This window comes from Pseudomonas sp. 273 (assembly GCF_029201425.1).
Taxonomy (GTDB): Bacteria; Pseudomonadota; Gammaproteobacteria; order Pseudomonadales; family Pseudomonadaceae; genus Pseudomonas; species Pseudomonas delhiensis.
Window position 1 is genome coordinate 2,038,232 of sequence record NZ_CP116775.1, and the last position, 16,146, is coordinate 2,054,377.

Consider the following 16,146-nt stretch of genomic DNA (forward strand, 5'->3'; position numbering starts at 1 on the left):
TATGTCCCGTCTGGCAGAGTTTCGTGCCGCCGAAAAGGCTCTTGCCGAGCAGCTTGCATACCTGGAGTCGCTCAAGAACGACTCGAGCCTGAAGAAGGAAATCGAGTTCGAAGAAAAGCTGAAGAAGCTGATGAGCACTTATGGCAAAAACCTGAAAGATATCATTGGGATCCTGGATCCGGCAGCTGGCGTTGTTGGCCGTAAGGTCAGCCACAAGGTCGATGCGCGGCGCAAGGCGCGTGTCGTAAAGGTCTACAAGAACCCTCACACCGGTGAAACTGTGGAAACCAAGGGTGGGAACCACAAAGTGCTGAAGGCATGGAAGACCGAATACGGTAACGATACCGTCGAGTCCTGGTTGGTCAAATGATGGGAGGACCAGTGAGTGGTCCTTCCGTGGTTGTAGGGGGCGAAATCGTGCCCGGTGCTGCTGACCAGTAATATCGTTCAGAGAGCGCGCTGGAACTCCATGGATCTCGGTGGAACTATCCCCTGGGGATAGTTCCACCGAGTTCTTCGACCTTCAGTTATTCGCCTGCGGTACCTGCGTCAGCTATCGGTTTCGGGCTCAGCACGACCGACTCCAGCCGATAGGGTAGTATCCCGACCCGTCGAGCCTCGATTTTGAAGGTCACTCGTTCGTTCTCGTCGGCATCTTCCCACTCGTCACGCGCAGTGCGTCCCTCGACAAGAACGCGCATGCCTTTCTGGTACAGCGACCGCCAGTGCTCGGCGTCACGATGCCACAACTCGACAGGCGCCCAGTAGCCACCGCGGTCCTCAAAGCCGTCCTTGGTCGGAACAGGATTGTCGAAATAGACGTTGAGGCGCAGTAGGCGGCGCGGCTCGTCGTTGCCGTTAGGAAACTCCCGGTATTCTGGCGCCGAGCCGATATTGCCCTCGCCAACGAAATGAGTGCTCATGGTGACTCCTTGGGGTAGGTGGTGCGGATGGGCAGGTCGTGCCGGTAGACACGCTGCAGGTAGGTCGATTCGGCGCGGGCTACCTTGTTGGCGCATTCCTGGGCTTGACGGCCCAGCGTGTGCAGTAGGCTGATTTGCATGTTGAGGACGATGCGCTGGACTTCCATCGCATGGAGGTCGTCGATCAGCGATTCGGGAGTGGAATGGCTGGTGATCAGTTCTTGCCACAGGGCCACCCCCATCGCCGAACGGTCGGGCTTGCGCCAGCGCAGAAATACGGTCCCTGCGCCAGTCGCTTGCTGGGCCAGTTGTACGGGCAACAAGCGGAAGGGGTAGGCGTTGGCCTGTGCCAGCATGCGCCGCTGCGCCAGCGCGATCAGCTCGTCACGTAGCGCGTGGCACTGGCTGGCCCACTCAGTCAGCGCCCCCTTACCTTTAAAAGGAAAGGGACGTAAAAGGCCTTTTAGAGAGGCTGCGTGTTCCAGATTCTGGAAGTCAGCCTGTCCCAGGGGGATAAAGCGGCGGGCTGCTGCAGATGCCGGGGTGGTCGTCATACCGATGCATCTCCGTCGGCGTCCGCCTTTGTCACCGGGGCATCAACGCTCCCAACTGGAAAGTCGTCGTCGCCCGCGACAAGCCCTGCAGAGGTCGCCGGCGCCGAACGCCGAACGATGGGGGGCGCATAGCGAGAGCGACGGACACCTTCGAGCACGTCCTGCGGCAGTTCGCCGAACTTCTCGATCGCCGCTCGGGCTGCGGCATTTTTCGCCGCGAAGTCGTCTCTGGTGCAGCCGGAGAATCGGTATTGCTGGGCCAGGCTGAACAGGCTGCGCAGCGCGTGGGCGCCCTCGTTGAGCCACCGTTCCAACGTCGAACGGTCGATCAGCGCGGTGTGGTGCGCAAGGATCAACTTGCGAGCCAGGTTGTCGTAGTCGGCCAACAGATAGATCGCCACGAAGCCCAACTGCGCATTCACGAACAACTGTAGCCGGACTGGCTGGATATTCAGATTTTCCCCTAGCGAGATGGCTGAGGGGATGTCGGCCAGGGCCAGGTCGATCTGTTCGCGCAGGGCCTGGAGGGTTTCCTTGGTCTGCGTCAACTTTTCCTCGATTCGCAGCATCCACCAGTCACTGTAAGGATCGTCCTGCTCGGCGCCGCGCTTCATCTTGTTCATCACGGCGATGAAGCCATTGAGGCCGACGATACCGGGCCGACCTTCCGCGGGGGCGCGGCCGTGCCAGACCCGTGAGGCATGATGGGTATGCAACGTCAGTGACATCGGTGCACGAAGGGACCCAAGGTTCAGTTGCAGGGTGTCGTTGGCCATGAGCTCGACTCGCCGTCAGGGAACGAGTCGTCAGCGTGCTGGGGGGAGGGGAAGGCCGTCAGTCAACTAACCGTACCGACACGCAGCCAGGTTTGCTGGTAGAGGAAGGCCCCCTGTTCCACCTATCCCCTGGGGATAGTGCTACTGAGTTCTAGAGTGGCTTTTATCTCTTTCGCCCAAGTAGTGCATGCAACTGCGCTAGATGCATCTGGGCAACACCGGGAGTGGCTGGCTGCTGGTCTGGAGGTTCGATATTTTCATCGCTCTCGGACGTGTTCCTACCTTGTCCAGCCCAGACCTTGAATTCGCCGCGGATGGCTTTTTGGATGATGCCGAACAGATAGCCGGCCGGCTTGCGCACATCATTGCCACGGCAACGCGCCGCCCACTCATCCAGCACGGCTTGTCGCAACTCGGCTTCGACTTGTTGCAAGGCCACTAGCGCCCCGGCCTGTTGTTCATCCTTCAAGGCCAGGAAGCGTTCCGGTAACCGCAGGTCCTGGTGAGCTCGCGTGTACGGCTCCGTACGTACAGATCTTTTTATACGAGTACTCAGTACTTCAGTACGGTCCTGCTTCGGATGCCGAAGAGGGCCGGTTTGACGGGATTTGCCACCTACTTCGGAATCCGAAGAGGGACTTCCACCATTCCGAAGAGGGGACTCGAGGAGCTCATCGGATTCGTGTTTGTCCGCCTCTTGGGGAAGGACGTTGCCTGCTTCGACTCTGCTTTGCGCCATGCGCTGGGCCAGCACCTGCAGTCGTGTCGGCAGAGGGCGGCCACTGAGCAATGGGTCTTCGGCGAGCTCCCGAATGGCGTAGTACCCGACCTGTCGGATCGCCTTGCTGGCATGGTCGAGTGAGTGGCTGACCAGGCCCAGATACTCTGGATCGAGCTGCATGGCTTCGTAGGGGGTCAGGGGCTCGTCGTGTAGAACGTAGAGGTTGCCGAGGAGGCGGCCACTTTTGGTGTCTCGCCGCCGACGCACGAGGCTGAGCCAGCGGGTCAGTCGCAGCAGGGTCAGCGTTCGGGCTACCGTTTCGTGCGAGGCCTGCTCCGCACAAGGGGTCGAGGCTAGGTACAGGCGTAACTGGTCGTAGGTTGGAAATGCGGTCACGCCGTCGGCATTAAGCAGGAGTCGAAACACCTGCCAGGCATTGCGCTCCAGCGGGGTCAGACGCCGGTCGAGGAGCAGGGCGCGGGGGACGCTCTCCTGGCGGTTGCCACTGTAGAGAAAACCATCGCCGACTGGAGACGAACTCTGAGGTGGCGCCAGGCCTCGTAGCGCGTCCTCGAGCAGAGCGGCTAGAGGCGAGGGACCGACAGGTGGCCAATCGGACGAGGCCATGGTTACACCAAGCCTTGGTCGATCCAACTCCGTATCGCGGCCCAGATGACCGACATGGGCAAGGACAAGGTTTCGGCCAGGTCCATCGTCAACGCCAGCATGGCACTGTCGTCTTCCAGCGGAATACCACGTTCACTGATGCCAGATTTCCAGTGCTTCCACAGGGATGTTTCCTGCTCTTCGCTCAGTACCGGATGACGCCCCTTGCGCTTGGGCAGGCCGATGACGTCACGACGTAAAGCAACCTCCTGGTGGGTCAAACCGTAGAATTTGCTGACCATCTCAGTGCTGGCACCCAGGCGCAGCATGCGGTCGACCGTGGCGATCTCATGCTCGATGTCGTCCAACTGACCGACCAGCCGCCAAAGGATCTCCGTATTGACCTTCACGGTGCACCAAGGCACCTGGGCGTTGGTCAGCAGGCTCACCAATGCCGGTTGCTTCAGGACATCCAGTTCACGCTCGCTGAACCCCATGGACAGGCAGCGGCGAAGCTGGCCGTTGCGTAAGTCGTGCAGAACCTGCGCGACAACAGCCTGGTTCAGCGGATGAGGTGCCGACATGGTTGCCTCCGGCCGGTTCAGTTGTCGGCCTCGACTGGATTGGCTTCCAGGTCGAGCAGTCGACGTGCCAGTCTCACGAGACGGAAAAACTTCACCAAACCGTTGTCGCTCAGGCGTTGCGCGTTGTTGAGTTTAGAGCCGAGCAGCAGTGCGCCGAAGTTGTCGCTCAGGCGCTGATCGTCCCACTTGCCGTCGTAGTGGGCACTCAGCGCATGTAGTAGCGCGAGCACCCTGTGAGCGAATAGGGCGATTGCCGCAGCATGCTGGGGGGCCTTGCAGTCGAAGCCGATGCCGGCATCGAGTGGTTCGATGCTGTCGGTCAGCTCGGCTTCCTCGGCGATCTCATGGGCGAACTGCGCAATGTGGATGCGCAGTCGATCTGGCGAGTCTAGCCCTGGCTCGATGTACCAGATGTCCGTGATCGGAAATAGGCCGCCGACCTGTACAGGAATCGCCTGCAGTACCGTGTCTGCGAACACCGGTAACGGGTTGCCGGTCTGCTCGGCCACCAGTTGCTGAATGGCCTGCAGGCGCTCCGTCGTGGCGGCAGGTGAGACAATGTGTTCCTTCATGCGCATCGTCGTGTCGCCTTCCAGAGGAGGGTTTGGCCTCCGTTCCTTCCTGGATGATGGCGAAGGCGGCGGGGCTGGCGTAGCGGAGAATGCGGTAGGGGGCGGCGTAGTACCGTCGCCGTCCCGTGGCGCTGCGGGTGTTGGCTCCGGCTGGGGCTTCGGTGCGGTTCTGACGTTGGTTCTGCCAACATCAGGCTCCGGGTTACCCGGTATTGATGGAGGACTGGCCACGACGCGTTGGCGATGCTCGGTGCTATCGATTTCCAGTTCCAGGAGGTTGTAGTCGGTATCAAGGATGGCCGCCATCTGGCCTATGAGTTCATCCCTGGCCCGTGCCACGGAAAACGCTTCTGGCTGCGTATCGACGGGGGCGAGGACATCGTTGAACAGCGTCTCGAAGTCGATGCTCAGCGACTTCCCGGCAGCGCGTTGTTCCCAGGACAACTCCGCTGCTTTGCGTAGCACAGCCAGCCGTTCGACCTGGTGGCGTCCCAGTCCGTTGTACAGCACATTGGGAATGATCGGCAGCAGATAGCGGACCGTGTCTTGCATCCTGCTGATATGCGATTGCTGGACCGGATAGCCATCGCCGCTGAGGCGGCGAGCCAGTTCGGATTGCGACAGCGGTTTGCCGCTTTCCTGTTCGTACAGCTCGCGGGCCTTCTCGACGCCTAGCGCGCGCTCGATGAAGGTCAGGCTGCCATGCAGTTCGCTCTCCGCCAGGTGACCGGTTAGCGCGATGATCTCGCCACGAGCGGGCCATGGGCGGAACAGGCAAGGAATGCGGAAGAAGCGTTCATCCTTCGTTTCGGACCACAGTTCGCGCAGAATCGCCAGCCGGGTGTTGCCGCCGTTGCGGATTATGTAGTGATTCGCGTCAGGTCGCCGGGTGATCGACGGAGGCGCATCGAGACCTCGTTCGCGGATCGACGCCTTGATCTCGTCGTAGCGTGGATTGCGAGTGATCCGTGGGTCAAGCTCGTACGGGAATAGCTCGTCCAGCGTCACGACCATCGGTGTTTCGGCGATGGGGGCGCTGAGGCTTGTCGCAACGGGGCCGTTGCGCGAGAACCCTTCGGCCAGCAGCTTGCCGGCCATTTCCTTGGGAGTTAGGTCAGCCATTCGGACCACCTCCGAGCAGGTTGCGACTCGGGCGGCGTAGGCGTGCCCAAACGTTGCGGCTGGACCGGTAGTCGCTGGCCGTTGAACTGGTGAAAATCGGTGGCAGGCCCTCCTTGGTGAACTTCAGGTGACCGCCACTCGTCCGGCTGATCTGCCAGTCTTCGCTCAGGGCGAATTCGATCAGCGGTAACAGTCGTTTGTGGCCGTGGCAAAATTCATGTGCGCTCATGGGATTGTCTCCCATCGGTTCGGCCGGTCACACGAGCGAACTGCTCCTGCCATTGCGGGCAGAGCTCGCCGGCGAGGGCGCGCATGGTTTCCAGGGCTGCTGGTGCCTGGCGCCCGGACGGGCGGCGGTACTCGACCCGGTGTACCGGTTGCCCCGCAGTGGCCGCGCGCGGAACTGCCTCGATGGCCGGGATTTCCGTGCGCAGCATCTGGATCTCGCTGTGCTCGCGGAAAATGAGGCGCAGCGTTTGCTGTACCAGACGGGCATTCGAGGAAACGGCTGGCACACGGTTGATCAACAGGTGTACCGGCGGTGGCTGGATGCCCAGGTGGCGGTAAGGCGCAATCGCATTGATCAATTGCAGTGTCCCACGCTGCAACTCACGCGCGGCCAGAATTTCCGGTGTGACCGGGGACACTGCAATATCCGCCGCCAGCATGGCCATCTCCAGCAGGACGCTGCGCGCGCCCTGGGTATCGATCAGCACCAGATCGTAGTGGGGACGGAACAACGGCAGCAGATTGCGCAGGCGCAGGCGCCCATCGGCGGCATGCAGGAGCAGGGTTCCCAGTTGCTGGTGCTCGTCGTTCGACAGCACCACATCCAGGCCTGAGATCGTGGTGTGCGACACCAGATCCGCCAGGGGCTGCTCGTTGAATGCCAGCAGCTCGTAGATGCCGCTGCTGGCGCGATGGCTGAGTGAGTAGTAGGACGACAAGGTGGGCTGTACATCCAGGTCGATCAGCAGCACACGTCGGCCGGCGTCGGCAATGAATGCTCCCAGGTTGGCTGCGATGGTGGTCTTGCCGACTCCGCCCTTCGTCGAAATGATCGCGATCACGTTCATGGTGCGCTCCTCTATGCGTAGTGGAGCGTCGTCAAACGCGCTCTTCGAGACGTTCAGCGATCCAGGCGTCGATCTCGATGGAATCCCAGCCGACCGCTCGGATGCCGAGGCGTTTGGCTTTCGGGAACTTTCCCACCTTCATCAGGTTGTAAATGTGCGCGCGCTTAATACCGGTCTTGGCTTCAACTTCGGCGCGGCGGAGGATACGGCGCTCTGCAACAGGCGTTTGCTCAGTGGGCATGGTGGTCACTCCTTAATGCTTGGTAGCACTCGAAAGGCGTGGCCCGTAGTAGATGAGCGTCACTCCGTTGAGCGCATCAAACAATCGGGATCGACTAACCACCGGATTTTTCGGCGCGCCGTTACATAGGGCGGAACCGATCTTTTACTGAGTTGGTGGCATACACCGTCAAGCCGACCCGCAGGCGCTCAACTAATCGCAGCGTTCTAAACGTGATCAAGATCAAAAACAGAACGTCATAGTTGTGTGTCTAATGAAATATGACCGTGCGTGCGTTTTTGTCATGTTGATGACGAAAAAAGTCGTTCTTAGCTGGGAGTCATTCTCGTCTGTAGTACAGGCCAATCGCAGCGACAGCCTGTCTCATGCGGGGGGTGGATTGAGCGATAAGCCAGTGGCAAGGCGACAATCGAGGTTGGTGTCCTGACAAAAAGGAGCGGACCCCGGTAGAGGTTTCCAGGGCCATACTGATCGCTTCCGGGAAGTTTTAGGCGGTTGTAAGTTTGCCAACTTGCTGGGCTCGGGTGATGAACCTGTTCAACTCTTCGGAGTGCGGCTTGTCGAGCATGGTAAGAAATATCGCAGTGCTCGGTACATCGTCTGTCACCGGCCGGATGATTACATCGGGATGGTTGTATAGGGTAACTTGCGATGCTAGTCCAACACCAATGCCATATCCCGCTGCTACCAACATCATCATCGTCTCGTGTCCGGAGACATATTCGGATATAGGGGGCAGCGGTAACGTATACTTGCAAAACCAACGGCAGATGACATCGTATCCTCCAGAGCACTGATCGGGGTCACAAAGTATCAACGAGTGCCGAGCGACTTCTTCGAGAGGAATTTTTTCGAAGCTAAGGAGGGGGTGGTTCCTGGGAATAGCGATAGCCGGGCGATCCGTCCAAACGATTTCTTTTACGACCCCATCGTTCACTTCGGTGTGTACGGTGAAGCCGGCATCGATCTGGTCGTCTCCCAGCGCCTTGACCATTTCGTTGACGGTCATTTCCATAATCTTCACTTCGGTCAGTGGTTCTTCTTCACGGCAACGGGCCAACAACCGGGTGAGCCTGGGTTGTGCAAGGCTATCTGTCAGGCCTATACGCAGCCGCCCCGGTATCCCCGTGCGGCTGCCTGTACGCGCGTTCGCGCACCGTCCATGAATGTCAACATGCGGCGAGCTTCTTCCCGGAAGACTTCGCCTGCCCATGTCAGCTTGATGCGCCCTCGGTTTCGCTGTAGTAGGCGGACTCCCAACTCGGCCTCAAGTTCTTTGATGGCGCGGGACAGAGGGGAGGGCTCAATGTGGACCCTAGCGGCAGCTCGCGAGAAGCTAAGTTCGTCGGCGACGACCAGGAAATAGCGAAGGTGACGAATCCTCATATACCAGCAGCCTCCTTACTGTCCTATGGATATTTCCGTAGAGACAGAGCACTATTGTTCGGTCTTGCAGTCGAAACTATTTCTTGTAGTGTGGGAGACCGTTCCTTGGTACTGCCCTTGCGCGAAGCCGCTTTTACTCCAGAGAATACAGCCGGCGAGTCTGTTCAGTACTCGTTTCTGCGAATATGTACACCAAGAAATTCCAGTGACTTATGCATTGCCAAATCATCGCTTTCGGGATGATAGTTCTGCATATCGCCTATTCTGTAGAAGCCATTCTCCGCAGGGTAGGTCAGCACTTGAATATTCGGTGCTCTTTCGCGGCACAGGTGCGCGCTACCTGGAATGTTATTGCTTGAATGAACGAGTAGTGGAATGTTTATTCGAGTATGGGTCTCGAAGACGTCTTGCTCATTGTGATACACGATGCAAGGTGCCGATAGCGCTTGCGCTGCTTGAAGAGCTACGACCCCGCCCCAGCCGTAGCCTACGATTGCCACCTTTCCAGCATGGGCTATTGCGTCTACGGCAGTCGCAACCAATTCAGCGGCCGTTTCCAGACCGATCTCGGTAGCCAGCCTGCTGCCCAGCAGGACTTCCTCAGAGGCGTAGCCGAGTTCGACTTCGCGCTGGATTTTGTCGAAGAGTGCGGGGACGACCGTCAGGTAGCCGTCCTCAGCGTATCGTTCGGCGATCTGTCGCATGTCGTCATTGACGCCGGATATCTCGTGGACCAGAACCACACCGCCTATGGGCTTGTCGTCGGGCTCAGCAGACCATCCGTTCATTGGGCCGTGGGGGGTAACCATCGTAATCCAGTGACTCATCGGGACCTCGTTCTTGTTAGCAGTTACGGTTTCGTTGATGGTGCGCTGACCATAGCGGCAGCCATTGCTCAGGTTGCTCTACATCTCGGTTGCCTATGGCGTGGGGGCTAGCGCCTCCACGGCTTTGCCCCTCTCGCTCCACAAAAAATCGTTGACTCAGACGTTCTTCAGCAGGATGATTCCGCCAACAAAGAAACAAACCAGACTGTCTGTATTATCTCCGCAGCAGGGTACAAAAACAATCAATGGAGACTGCCATGAGACTGAAAGACAAGGTCGCGATCGTAACTGGCGCGGCAACCGGGATTGGCAACGCTATCGCGCGTTCTTACCTTGCGGAAGGCGCGAAGGTGGTCATTGCTGATGTGAAAGGGGCCGAGGCAGCTGCGGCAGAGCTTGGTGAGGAGGTCGCACTGGGCGTCTTCACCGATGTCTCTGATCCTGACAGCTCTCGGCAGATGGCCAAGGCTGCACTGGACCGCTTCGGCAGGATCGACGTGCTGGTCAACAATGCCGGTATCTTCACTGGCCTCAACTATGTCCCAATGGAATCGATCTCGGTTGCAGATTGGGACAAGCTCTACAGCGTCAACGTCAAAGGGCCCTGGCTGTGCAGCAGTGCGGTGTCAGCCGCGATGCGCGAGGGCGGTGGTGGGAGGATCATCAACATCGCATCGGTGATCGCTCACATCGGTGCGCCTTTCATGTTGCACTACGTTTCCAGTAAGGGAGCCGTCGCGGCGATGACCCGCGCCATGGCGCGCGAGTTCGCAGCGACCAAGGCTGGGATCTCTGTGAACTCCATTTCTCCTGGCTACACCCATTCGGAAAATGCGCTCGCCAACACCCAGCAGCATGAGCAGTTCGAGGGTGTTTCCGCTTCCATGCGGGCGATCGATCGGCCCCAGGTGCCGTCGGATATCGCCGGGGTGGCACTCTGGCTGGCCAGCGACGAAGCCTCCTATGTCAACGGGCAGAACATCGTGGTGGATGGCGGCATTTACATGAGCCTCTAAGCGCCGTTCTTCACGACATTCATCCCCTTTGCACTCTGGAGTCAGCTTATGAGCGCTAGCTCGAAATTCGCTGCGGACCCGGCCGGGTTCCGCAGTCGCAACCTCATCAATGGACAGTGGAAGGAGGCGGTCTCTGGCGAGACCATCTCCGTTGAGAACCCTGCTACCGAAGAGGTCATCACCCATGTGCCGCGAGGCCGGCATGAGGATATCGATGACGCAGTACGGGTAGCCCGCACTACCTTCGAATCGTCTGCCTGGCGAAAAATACGACCGATCGACCGAGGTCGGATTCTGGAGAACATCGCACGCAAGATTGAAGAGCATGCCGATGAGCTGGCGTATCTGGAATCACTGGATACCGGCAAGGCTGTATCGTTCGCCAAGATCATCGATCTGACTTCGACGATACATGTTTTCCGCTATATGGGCGGCTGGTGTTCCAAGCTTGGGGGGACGACCCCTCCAGTTTCGTTCGATGGTCGCGAATATCACACCTATACCCGCCGCGAGCCAGTTGGTGTCGTCGGCGCCATTACGCCGTGGAACTATCCGCTCGCACTGGGCTCGTGGAAGATCGCCTCGGCTCTGGCCGCCGGCTGCACGATGGTACTCAAGCCCACGGAGCTCACTCCACTGAGCACGCTCCGACTTGCCGAGTTGTGCCTGGAGGCTGGCCTGCCGGAAGGCGCACTGAACATCGTCAACGGATACGGACACGAGGCTGGCGAGGCGTTGGCGCGTCATCCAGGCGTGGACAAGATCACCTTCACCGGTTCGACGGTGGTAGGCAAGAAGATTGTCGAGTACGCACTGGGCAACATGAAGCGAGTCACCCTGGAGTTGGGTGGCAAGTCGCCGAGCATCGTCTTCGCCGACGCTGATCTGGATCAGGTCGGTCTGGGGGCCGCGCTCGCGGTCTTCTTCAACTCTGGGCAGATCTGTTTCGCAGCAAGCCGGCTGCTTGTCCAGGACAGTGTGTATGACCAAGTGGTCGAGTCCGTTGCTGCCGCTGCCGGGCAATTCAAGGTCGGCAACGGCCTGGAGCCTGACACCATGCTAGGACCACTGGTATCCCGCAAACAACAGGAGCGGGTACTGGGTTACGTACGGTCTGGGGTAGAGCAGGGGGCTAGGTTGGTCTGTGGCGGACAGGCTGTCGGAGACAAGGGCTACTTCCTGCAGCCCACCGTCTTTGCCGACGCTGACCCGTCGATGAGGATCGCTCAAGAGGAAATTTTCGGGCCTGTTGTCAGCGTCATCCGCTTCAAGGATGAGGCCGAGGCGATCCGGCTAGCCAACGACACCACCTACGGCCTGGCCGCCAACATCTGGACGCGAGACATCAAGAAGGCGCACCGGGTCGCGCATCGCCTCCAGGCGGGTTCGGTGTGGATCAACTGCCATGGCGTGATTGATCCGGCCGCGCCGTTCGGAGGATTCAAGCAGTCGGGCTGGGGCCGCGAAGTCTCGGAGGAGGGGCTGTCGGCCTACACGGAGACCAAGACGGTCTGCGCATTGCTCGATGACTGAACGCTATCCCGCCCTCGCGTGCGAGGACGTCACGTCCGCTTAAGGAGACCGATCATGTGGGAATACATCAAGTACTACTTCGCACCTCTGGTGCAAGTCCTGGCGATCCTGGGGTTTTATCAGGGTGGCCATTACACCTGGATCGCAATCGGCGCGTTTCCGGCCATCGCCATCCTCGACGCCCTGCTGCCGCTCGATCTGTCGGAGCGCAGGATGAAGAGCCATTTCTGGGCCTATCTGCCGGTCTGGATCTCGACGCTGCTGTTGCCTGTCATGTATTTCGTCTTCGCCTGGTCGGTAGCGAATAACGGCCTGAGTGGATTGGAAATGGCGGCGGGTGTGCTGGGGCTGGCGTGGCTGTCGGTGGTGCCCGGCGTTCCGGCGACTCATGAGTTGTATCATTCGCGTGGACGGCTGGCCCGTTTCGCGGGGCGCTATGGGCAGATCGTGTTTCTCGATGTCATGCGCATGGAAGTGCACGTGGTCGGCCACCACCGCGACGTGGGTACTACCGAGGATATCGATACCGCACCACGTGGCACCAACCTGTACCGGTTCGTCGCCCGCTCGATGGTCGAGTCCGTGCGGTGGGAATTGAAGCTGGACGCGGACAACCTGGAGAAGCGCGGCTTCGGTCGCTATTCGATTCGCCATTCGGTCTGGCGCGCGTTGCTGGCCATCGTGGTGTTCCTGGGCGCCATCTACGCCCTTGGCGGCTGGATGGCAGTCGGCTTGTGCGCGATCTCGATGATCATCGCGCGGTTCTGGGTTGAAGCGTTCAACTACTACCAGCACTTCGGCCAGGTTCGTGTGGTCGGCATGCCCATCGAGAAACGGCACGTCTGGAACCACTATGGCACGCTCTCGCGCCTGTACGCGTTCGAGATCACCAACCACGCGGATCATCACCTCAACTCCTACATCCCGTACTACAAGCTGGTGCCGGATCGTGAGGCGATCATCATGCCGAGCATCATCGTCTGCTTCCTGTCAGGGTTCATCCCGCCTTTGTGGTACGGCGCGATCATCAAGCCGGCACTCAAGCGCTGGGACAACGAGTACGCCTCTTCGGCCGAGCGGCGCCTAGCGCAGGAGCAGAATCAGCGCGCGGGATGGGAAGACTGGTTCGATGACCAGAGTGGGCGTGGAACGCGTCCTGACGAACCTAAGTTGGCGCATGGTTGAGCGAGCGGACTAATCCATGAACCAGGAAAAGCCCCTGCTGCGGGTAATTCAGAAGCGGATGATAGGGCACGGCCTGCTGATACTGCTGGTCGGCCTGCTGGCCGGAGTAGGGCTGCTGGTCAGCCTGATCGGCGGGCTGGAGGTGTTCCCCGGCAGGCTGGTAGCGCTGGAGCTTCCCGGCAGCAGCGATGGCTGGGTGCGCTTTCACATCGGGCAGTTGCTCAATGCGTTCCTGATCGTTCTGCTGGCCCTGTCTCTGCCCGTTCTGGAGTTGCCCGCCCACAGGGCGGGGCAACTGGGCGGATGGATCATCGGGATCGGCTGGGCGAACACCCTGTTCTATGCCGCTGCGCTGTTCGCCCCCAACCGGGCGCTGACCTTTGCGGACAACCGTCTGGGGGCCGCCAACCTAGCATCGGTGATTGGCCTGCTGCCGGCCCTGGTGTTCGCTGTCGTTTCCATCGTCGTCGTGGGCGTGCTGGCCAGACAGGCCCTGCAGCGTCCCGCGTGACCGGTATATCTCCCAAGGGGGCTCAATGCGAAGTTTCTTTCAATCCATCTTCGGCAAGGCAACGCCGAAGCAAGTGCAGATCCTGCCCCAGGACGTGACGATCGTGCTCGAGCCGGGACAGACGCTGCTGGAGGCCGCGCTGGCCAATGGCATCGCCTATCCGCACGACTGTACGGTGGGCACCTGTGCCTCGTGCAAGACACGTCTGAAACAGGGGCGTGTCCGGGAGGCGACGCCGTTCGGCTACACCCTGTCCAAGGCGGAGCTGGATGCGGGCTATATCCTGGCCTGCCAGGCGTTCCCGCGTGACGAGTTCACCGTGGTCGAGATCGACCCGCCGTCGGCTGACTTGCCGCCAGTCGAGCAGTTCGCTGCCACCATCGTGGCAACCGAGCCGCTCACCCATGACATTCTCAAGGTGACCATCCAGACCGATCGGCCGGTTCATTACCTGGCCGGCCAGTATGCGAATGTGCGCGTTCCGGGCTCGCCACGTTTTCGCTGCTATTCATTCGCCAACGCGCCGCAGCGTAAAGGTAGAAACGTCCTTGAGTTCTATATCCGCAAGGTTCCAGGGGGCGAGTTCACCGAAGCTTTGTTCCGTGGTGAACTGGATGGCCAGCCTCTGGAGATGGAAGCGCCCCAGGGCACCTTCCATTTGCATGGCGGCGATGCGCCGATGGTATGCATTGCTGGCGGCAGCGGATTGGCACCACTGGTCAGCATTCTTGAGCATGCCCGAGTGAATCGTATCAAACGCGACTGCACATTGTTGTTTGGCGCACGAACCCAAGGCGATCTGTATCAGCTCGATGCCATCAGCAATATCGCCGCCAATTGGCAGGGTGAGTTTCGTTTCATTCCAGTGTTGTCACATGAGCCGGAATACAGCAATTGGACGGGGGCTCGTGGCCTGGTGACCGAACATATTCCCGTGGATTTCTGCGGGGGGGCGGAAGGCTACCTGTGTGGACCTCCGCCGATGATCGACGCGGCCATCGCACGACTTATGGAGCATGGCATAGCGCTGGAAAGTATTTATTACGATAAGTTTACGGATGGCCGAGATTCCTAGAGTTAATTCCTAGATTAAAAATTCAGTAAAATAAAAATAAGGACTAATTGATGAAAAGATCAATTCACAGCCTTGGTGTGTGCGGCTTTTTTACTTGCTTGTACTCTAGTTTTGCGTGTGCAACAGATGCTTTCAATCTCGTTGGTGCTGGACCGGTTTCCCAAGGTATGGGGGGGATTGGTGCGGCTTTCAATATTGGATCGCAGGGGATGTTGCTGAATCCGGCGACACTAACTCAGATGCAGGATGGGGCGCACCTGGGTGTGGGCATGGACATTGTTTCCGCGGATTTGGAAGTCAAGAATACTGCCACGGGAGAGAACGCTGATTCCCATAGTCATGGGCGAAATAACGGGCCTTACATAGGGCCCGAGCTATCTTTCGTTTGGCGTGGCGACCGGTATGCACTGGGAGTTGGCGCCTTCGCCTCCGATGGTGTTGGAACCCAGTTCGGAGACAGCAGTTTTCTCTCTCGTACCTCCACCAACAATCTTGATACAGGGCTGGATAGTTACTCCCGACTACTGGTGCTGCGGATCCCATTCTCTGTGGCCTATCAAGTGAATGAAAAACTGTCCGTCGGGGCTTCGCTGGACGCAGTGTGGACATCGGTGAATCTGGGGTTCCTGTTGGATACCTCGCAAATCGGCACGTTGGCTGGACAGCAGAGGGTGTCTGGCTCGCTGATGCCGGCCTTGCTGAGTGTGCCTGAGTTATCGGCAGGGTATCTGGAAACCAACAATCACCGTGCTAGTGGTGGCGGTGTGGATTCGTGGGGGGTGGGCGGTCGGCTTGGTCTGACCTATCAATTGAGTTCGCAAACACAACTTGGGCTCGCATATAACTTCAAAACCCATGTAGGGGATCTATCCGGTAATGCCGATCTAACAGCCGTGAGTGCTGTTGCAGGTAATATTCCACTTGCCGGAAAGGCCAAGCTGCGCAATTTCGAAACGCCGGCATACTTGGTGGTCGGGATCGGTCATGAGTTCAGCGATAAACTGGCTTTTGCCTTCGACTACAAACGCGTTTATTGGAGCGATGTCATGGAGGATATCAATGTGCACTTCAAGCAATCTGGTACGGGTGATACGCTCGATTTGAAAGTGCCATTCAACTATCGAGACACTAATGTGTACTCATTGGGGGGGCAATATCGCTACAGTGAAAACTGGACCTTCCGTGCAGGTGTGCACTATGCCCAATTGGCAAGTCCTTCGGGTGGCACATTGCCGATCATTCCTTCGACACCTACTACCAATCTCACTGGGGGGGGCAATACGCCTTCAGTCCTGAGGACGCGATCGACTTCTCTCTGGCCTACGGATTCAAAAAGAAAGTTTCCAATGACAGCTTGCCGATTACCGACAAGCCTATCGAAGTCTCGCATTCGCAGATAGCCGCATCGATTGCTTATACCAAGAGCTTCTAGGCCACA

At 58.9% G+C, this 16,146-nt stretch carries 19 protein-coding genes; 7 read left to right on the top strand and 12 right to left on the bottom strand.

Translation table 11 applies throughout. The features are described 5' to 3' along the window. Position 1 precedes the first annotated feature (1 nt). Positions 2–370: a histone-like nucleoid-structuring protein, MvaT/MvaU family gene (locus PKO50_RS09865; protein WP_275629549.1), complete on the top strand. Its 369-nt coding sequence runs from the start codon at positions 2–4 to the stop codon at positions 368–370. A gap of 157 nt (positions 371–527) precedes the next feature. Here PKO50_RS09865 and PKO50_RS09870 read toward each other — a convergent pair whose 3' ends face one another. From PKO50_RS09870 to PKO50_RS09925, 12 genes are all read right to left on the bottom strand, one after another. Further along, entirely contained in the window at positions 528–923 is a 396-nt protein-coding gene (locus tag PKO50_RS09870) for a single-stranded DNA-binding protein (protein ID WP_061561469.1), read from the bottom strand. Beyond that, on the bottom strand, positions 920–1,477 hold the full coding sequence (locus PKO50_RS09875) for a DUF3158 family protein (RefSeq protein ID WP_275629550.1): 558 nt from the start codon (positions 1,475–1,477) through the stop codon (positions 920–922). Before PKO50_RS09875 ends, PKO50_RS09870 begins: the two co-directional genes overlap by 4 nt. Then, complete coding sequence (locus tag PKO50_RS09880; RefSeq protein ID WP_275629551.1) at positions 1,474–2,253, bottom strand: PFL_4669 family integrating conjugative element protein; 780 nt, start codon at positions 2,251–2,253, stop codon at positions 1,474–1,476. Before PKO50_RS09880 ends, PKO50_RS09875 begins: the two co-directional genes overlap by 4 nt. A gap of 163 nt (positions 2,254–2,416) precedes the next feature. Further along, positions 2,417–3,601: an STY4528 family pathogenicity island replication protein gene (locus PKO50_RS09885; protein ID WP_275629552.1), complete on the bottom strand. Its 1,185-nt coding sequence runs from the start codon at positions 3,599–3,601 to the stop codon at positions 2,417–2,419. A gap of 2 nt (positions 3,602–3,603) precedes the next feature. Then, the gene (locus PKO50_RS09890) at positions 3,604–4,164 is read right to left on the bottom strand and encodes a DUF2857 domain-containing protein (protein ID WP_275629553.1); all 561 of its coding nucleotides are present in this window, start codon (positions 4,162–4,164) and stop codon (positions 3,604–3,606) included. A gap of 17 nt (positions 4,165–4,181) precedes the next feature. Beyond that, positions 4,182–5,858 (bottom strand): ParB family protein, encoded by a 1,677-nt coding sequence (locus PKO50_RS09895; protein WP_275629554.1) that lies wholly within the window; start codon positions 5,856–5,858, stop codon positions 4,182–4,184. Further along, complete coding sequence (locus tag PKO50_RS09900) at positions 5,851–6,087, bottom strand: type II toxin-antitoxin system HicA family toxin (protein WP_275629555.1); 237 nt, start codon at positions 6,085–6,087, stop codon at positions 5,851–5,853. Before PKO50_RS09900 ends, PKO50_RS09895 begins: the two co-directional genes overlap by 8 nt. Beyond that, positions 6,074–6,934, bottom strand: a complete 861-nt coding sequence (locus tag PKO50_RS09905) for a ParA family protein (RefSeq protein ID WP_275629556.1) — start codon at positions 6,932–6,934, stop codon at positions 6,074–6,076. The genes PKO50_RS09900 and PKO50_RS09905 overlap by 14 nt, the downstream gene beginning before the upstream one ends. A gap of 31 nt (positions 6,935–6,965) precedes the next feature. Further along, complete coding sequence (locus tag PKO50_RS09910) at positions 6,966–7,175, bottom strand: AlpA family transcriptional regulator (RefSeq protein ID WP_249919395.1); 210 nt, start codon at positions 7,173–7,175, stop codon at positions 6,966–6,968. Between the two features lie 487 nt (positions 7,176–7,662). Continuing rightward, on the bottom strand, positions 7,663–8,388 hold the full coding sequence (locus tag PKO50_RS09915) for a LysR family substrate-binding domain-containing protein (RefSeq protein ID WP_275629557.1): 726 nt from the start codon (positions 8,386–8,388) through the stop codon (positions 7,663–7,665). Then, positions 8,277–8,561, bottom strand: a complete 285-nt coding sequence (locus PKO50_RS09920) for a LysR family transcriptional regulator (RefSeq protein WP_275629558.1) — start codon at positions 8,559–8,561, stop codon at positions 8,277–8,279. The genes PKO50_RS09915 and PKO50_RS09920 overlap by 112 nt, the downstream gene beginning before the upstream one ends. A 164-nt stretch (positions 8,562–8,725) precedes the next feature. Further along, positions 8,726–9,388, bottom strand: coding sequence for a dienelactone hydrolase family protein (locus PKO50_RS09925; protein WP_275629559.1), 663 nt, complete (start codon positions 9,386–9,388; stop codon positions 8,726–8,728). Positions 9,389–9,645: 257 nt separating this feature from the next. Here PKO50_RS09925 and PKO50_RS09930 point away from each other — a divergent pair, with 257 nt between their 5' ends. The 6 genes from PKO50_RS09930 to PKO50_RS09955 are packed head-to-tail and all read left to right on the top strand — an operon-like array spanning position 9,646 to position 16,108. Beyond that, a complete protein-coding gene (locus PKO50_RS09930) occupies positions 9,646–10,404 on the top strand; it encodes a glucose 1-dehydrogenase (protein ID WP_275629560.1) in 759 nt (252 codons plus the stop codon). 48 nt (positions 10,405–10,452) lie between these two features. Beyond that, positions 10,453–11,937 (top strand): aldehyde dehydrogenase family protein, encoded by a 1,485-nt coding sequence (locus tag PKO50_RS09935; protein WP_275629561.1) that lies wholly within the window; start codon positions 10,453–10,455, stop codon positions 11,935–11,937. A 54-nt stretch (positions 11,938–11,991) separates the two neighbouring features. Continuing rightward, positions 11,992–13,122: an alkane 1-monooxygenase gene (locus PKO50_RS09940; RefSeq protein WP_249919400.1), complete on the top strand. Its 1,131-nt coding sequence runs from the start codon at positions 11,992–11,994 to the stop codon at positions 13,120–13,122. Between the two features lie 16 nt (positions 13,123–13,138). Beyond that, positions 13,139–13,633 (top strand): styrene-oxide isomerase StyC, encoded by a 495-nt coding sequence (styC, locus tag PKO50_RS09945; RefSeq protein ID WP_275629562.1) that lies wholly within the window; start codon positions 13,139–13,141, stop codon positions 13,631–13,633. Positions 13,634–13,658: 25 nt separating this feature from the next. Next, complete coding sequence (locus PKO50_RS09950; protein ID WP_275629563.1) at positions 13,659–14,708, top strand: 2Fe-2S iron-sulfur cluster-binding protein; 1,050 nt, start codon at positions 13,659–13,661, stop codon at positions 14,706–14,708. Positions 14,709–14,758: 50 nt separating this feature from the next. Then, positions 14,759–16,108: an outer membrane protein transport protein gene (locus tag PKO50_RS09955; protein WP_275629564.1), complete on the top strand. Its 1,350-nt coding sequence runs from the start codon at positions 14,759–14,761 to the stop codon at positions 16,106–16,108. Positions 16,109–16,146 lie beyond the last annotated feature (38 nt).

What these genes read in the sequence shown, in the direction of transcription:
- PKO50_RS09955 (WP_275629564.1), top strand. Translation starts at nt 14,759, where the DNA reads ATGAAAAGATCAATTCACAGCCTTGGTGTGTGCGGCTTTTTTACTTGC.
- PKO50_RS09935 (WP_275629561.1), top strand. Translation starts at nt 10,453, where the DNA reads ATGAGCGCTAGCTCGAAATTCGCTGCGGACCCGGCCGGGTTCCGCAGT.
- PKO50_RS09880 (WP_275629551.1), bottom strand. Translation starts at nt 2,253, where the DNA reads ATGGCCAACGACACCCTGCAACTGAACCTTGGGTCCCTTCGTGCACCG.
- PKO50_RS09920 (WP_275629558.1), bottom strand. Translation starts at nt 8,561, where the DNA reads ATGAGGATTCGTCACCTTCGCTATTTCCTGGTCGTCGCCGACGAACTT.
- PKO50_RS09940 (WP_249919400.1), top strand. Translation starts at nt 11,992, where the DNA reads ATGTGGGAATACATCAAGTACTACTTCGCACCTCTGGTGCAAGTCCTG.
- PKO50_RS09925 (WP_275629559.1), bottom strand. Translation starts at nt 9,388, where the DNA reads ATGAGTCACTGGATTACGATGGTTACCCCCCACGGCCCAATGAACGGA.
- styC (WP_275629562.1), top strand. Translation starts at nt 13,139, where the DNA reads ATGAACCAGGAAAAGCCCCTGCTGCGGGTAATTCAGAAGCGGATGATA.
- PKO50_RS09875 (WP_275629550.1), bottom strand. Translation starts at nt 1,477, where the DNA reads ATGACGACCACCCCGGCATCTGCAGCAGCCCGCCGCTTTATCCCCCTG.
- PKO50_RS09910 (WP_249919395.1), bottom strand. Translation starts at nt 7,175, where the DNA reads ATGCCCACTGAGCAAACGCCTGTTGCAGAGCGCCGTATCCTCCGCCGC.
- PKO50_RS09890 (WP_275629553.1), bottom strand. Translation starts at nt 4,164, where the DNA reads ATGTCGGCACCTCATCCGCTGAACCAGGCTGTTGTCGCGCAGGTTCTG.
- PKO50_RS09865 (WP_275629549.1), top strand. Translation starts at nt 2, where the DNA reads ATGTCCCGTCTGGCAGAGTTTCGTGCCGCCGAAAAGGCTCTTGCCGAG.
- PKO50_RS09885 (WP_275629552.1), bottom strand. Translation starts at nt 3,601, where the DNA reads ATGGCCTCGTCCGATTGGCCACCTGTCGGTCCCTCGCCTCTAGCCGCT.
- PKO50_RS09900 (WP_275629555.1), bottom strand. Translation starts at nt 6,087, where the DNA reads ATGAGCGCACATGAATTTTGCCACGGCCACAAACGACTGTTACCGCTG.
- PKO50_RS09895 (WP_275629554.1), bottom strand. Translation starts at nt 5,858, where the DNA reads ATGGCTGACCTAACTCCCAAGGAAATGGCCGGCAAGCTGCTGGCCGAA.
- PKO50_RS09870 (WP_061561469.1), bottom strand. Translation starts at nt 923, where the DNA reads ATGAGCACTCATTTCGTTGGCGAGGGCAATATCGGCTCGGCGCCAGAA.
- PKO50_RS09930 (WP_275629560.1), top strand. Translation starts at nt 9,646, where the DNA reads ATGAGACTGAAAGACAAGGTCGCGATCGTAACTGGCGCGGCAACCGGG.
- PKO50_RS09950 (WP_275629563.1), top strand. Translation starts at nt 13,659, where the DNA reads ATGCGAAGTTTCTTTCAATCCATCTTCGGCAAGGCAACGCCGAAGCAA.
- PKO50_RS09905 (WP_275629556.1), bottom strand. Translation starts at nt 6,934, where the DNA reads ATGAACGTGATCGCGATCATTTCGACGAAGGGCGGAGTCGGCAAGACC.
- PKO50_RS09915 (WP_275629557.1), bottom strand. Translation starts at nt 8,388, where the DNA reads ATGGGCAGGCGAAGTCTTCCGGGAAGAAGCTCGCCGCATGTTGACATT.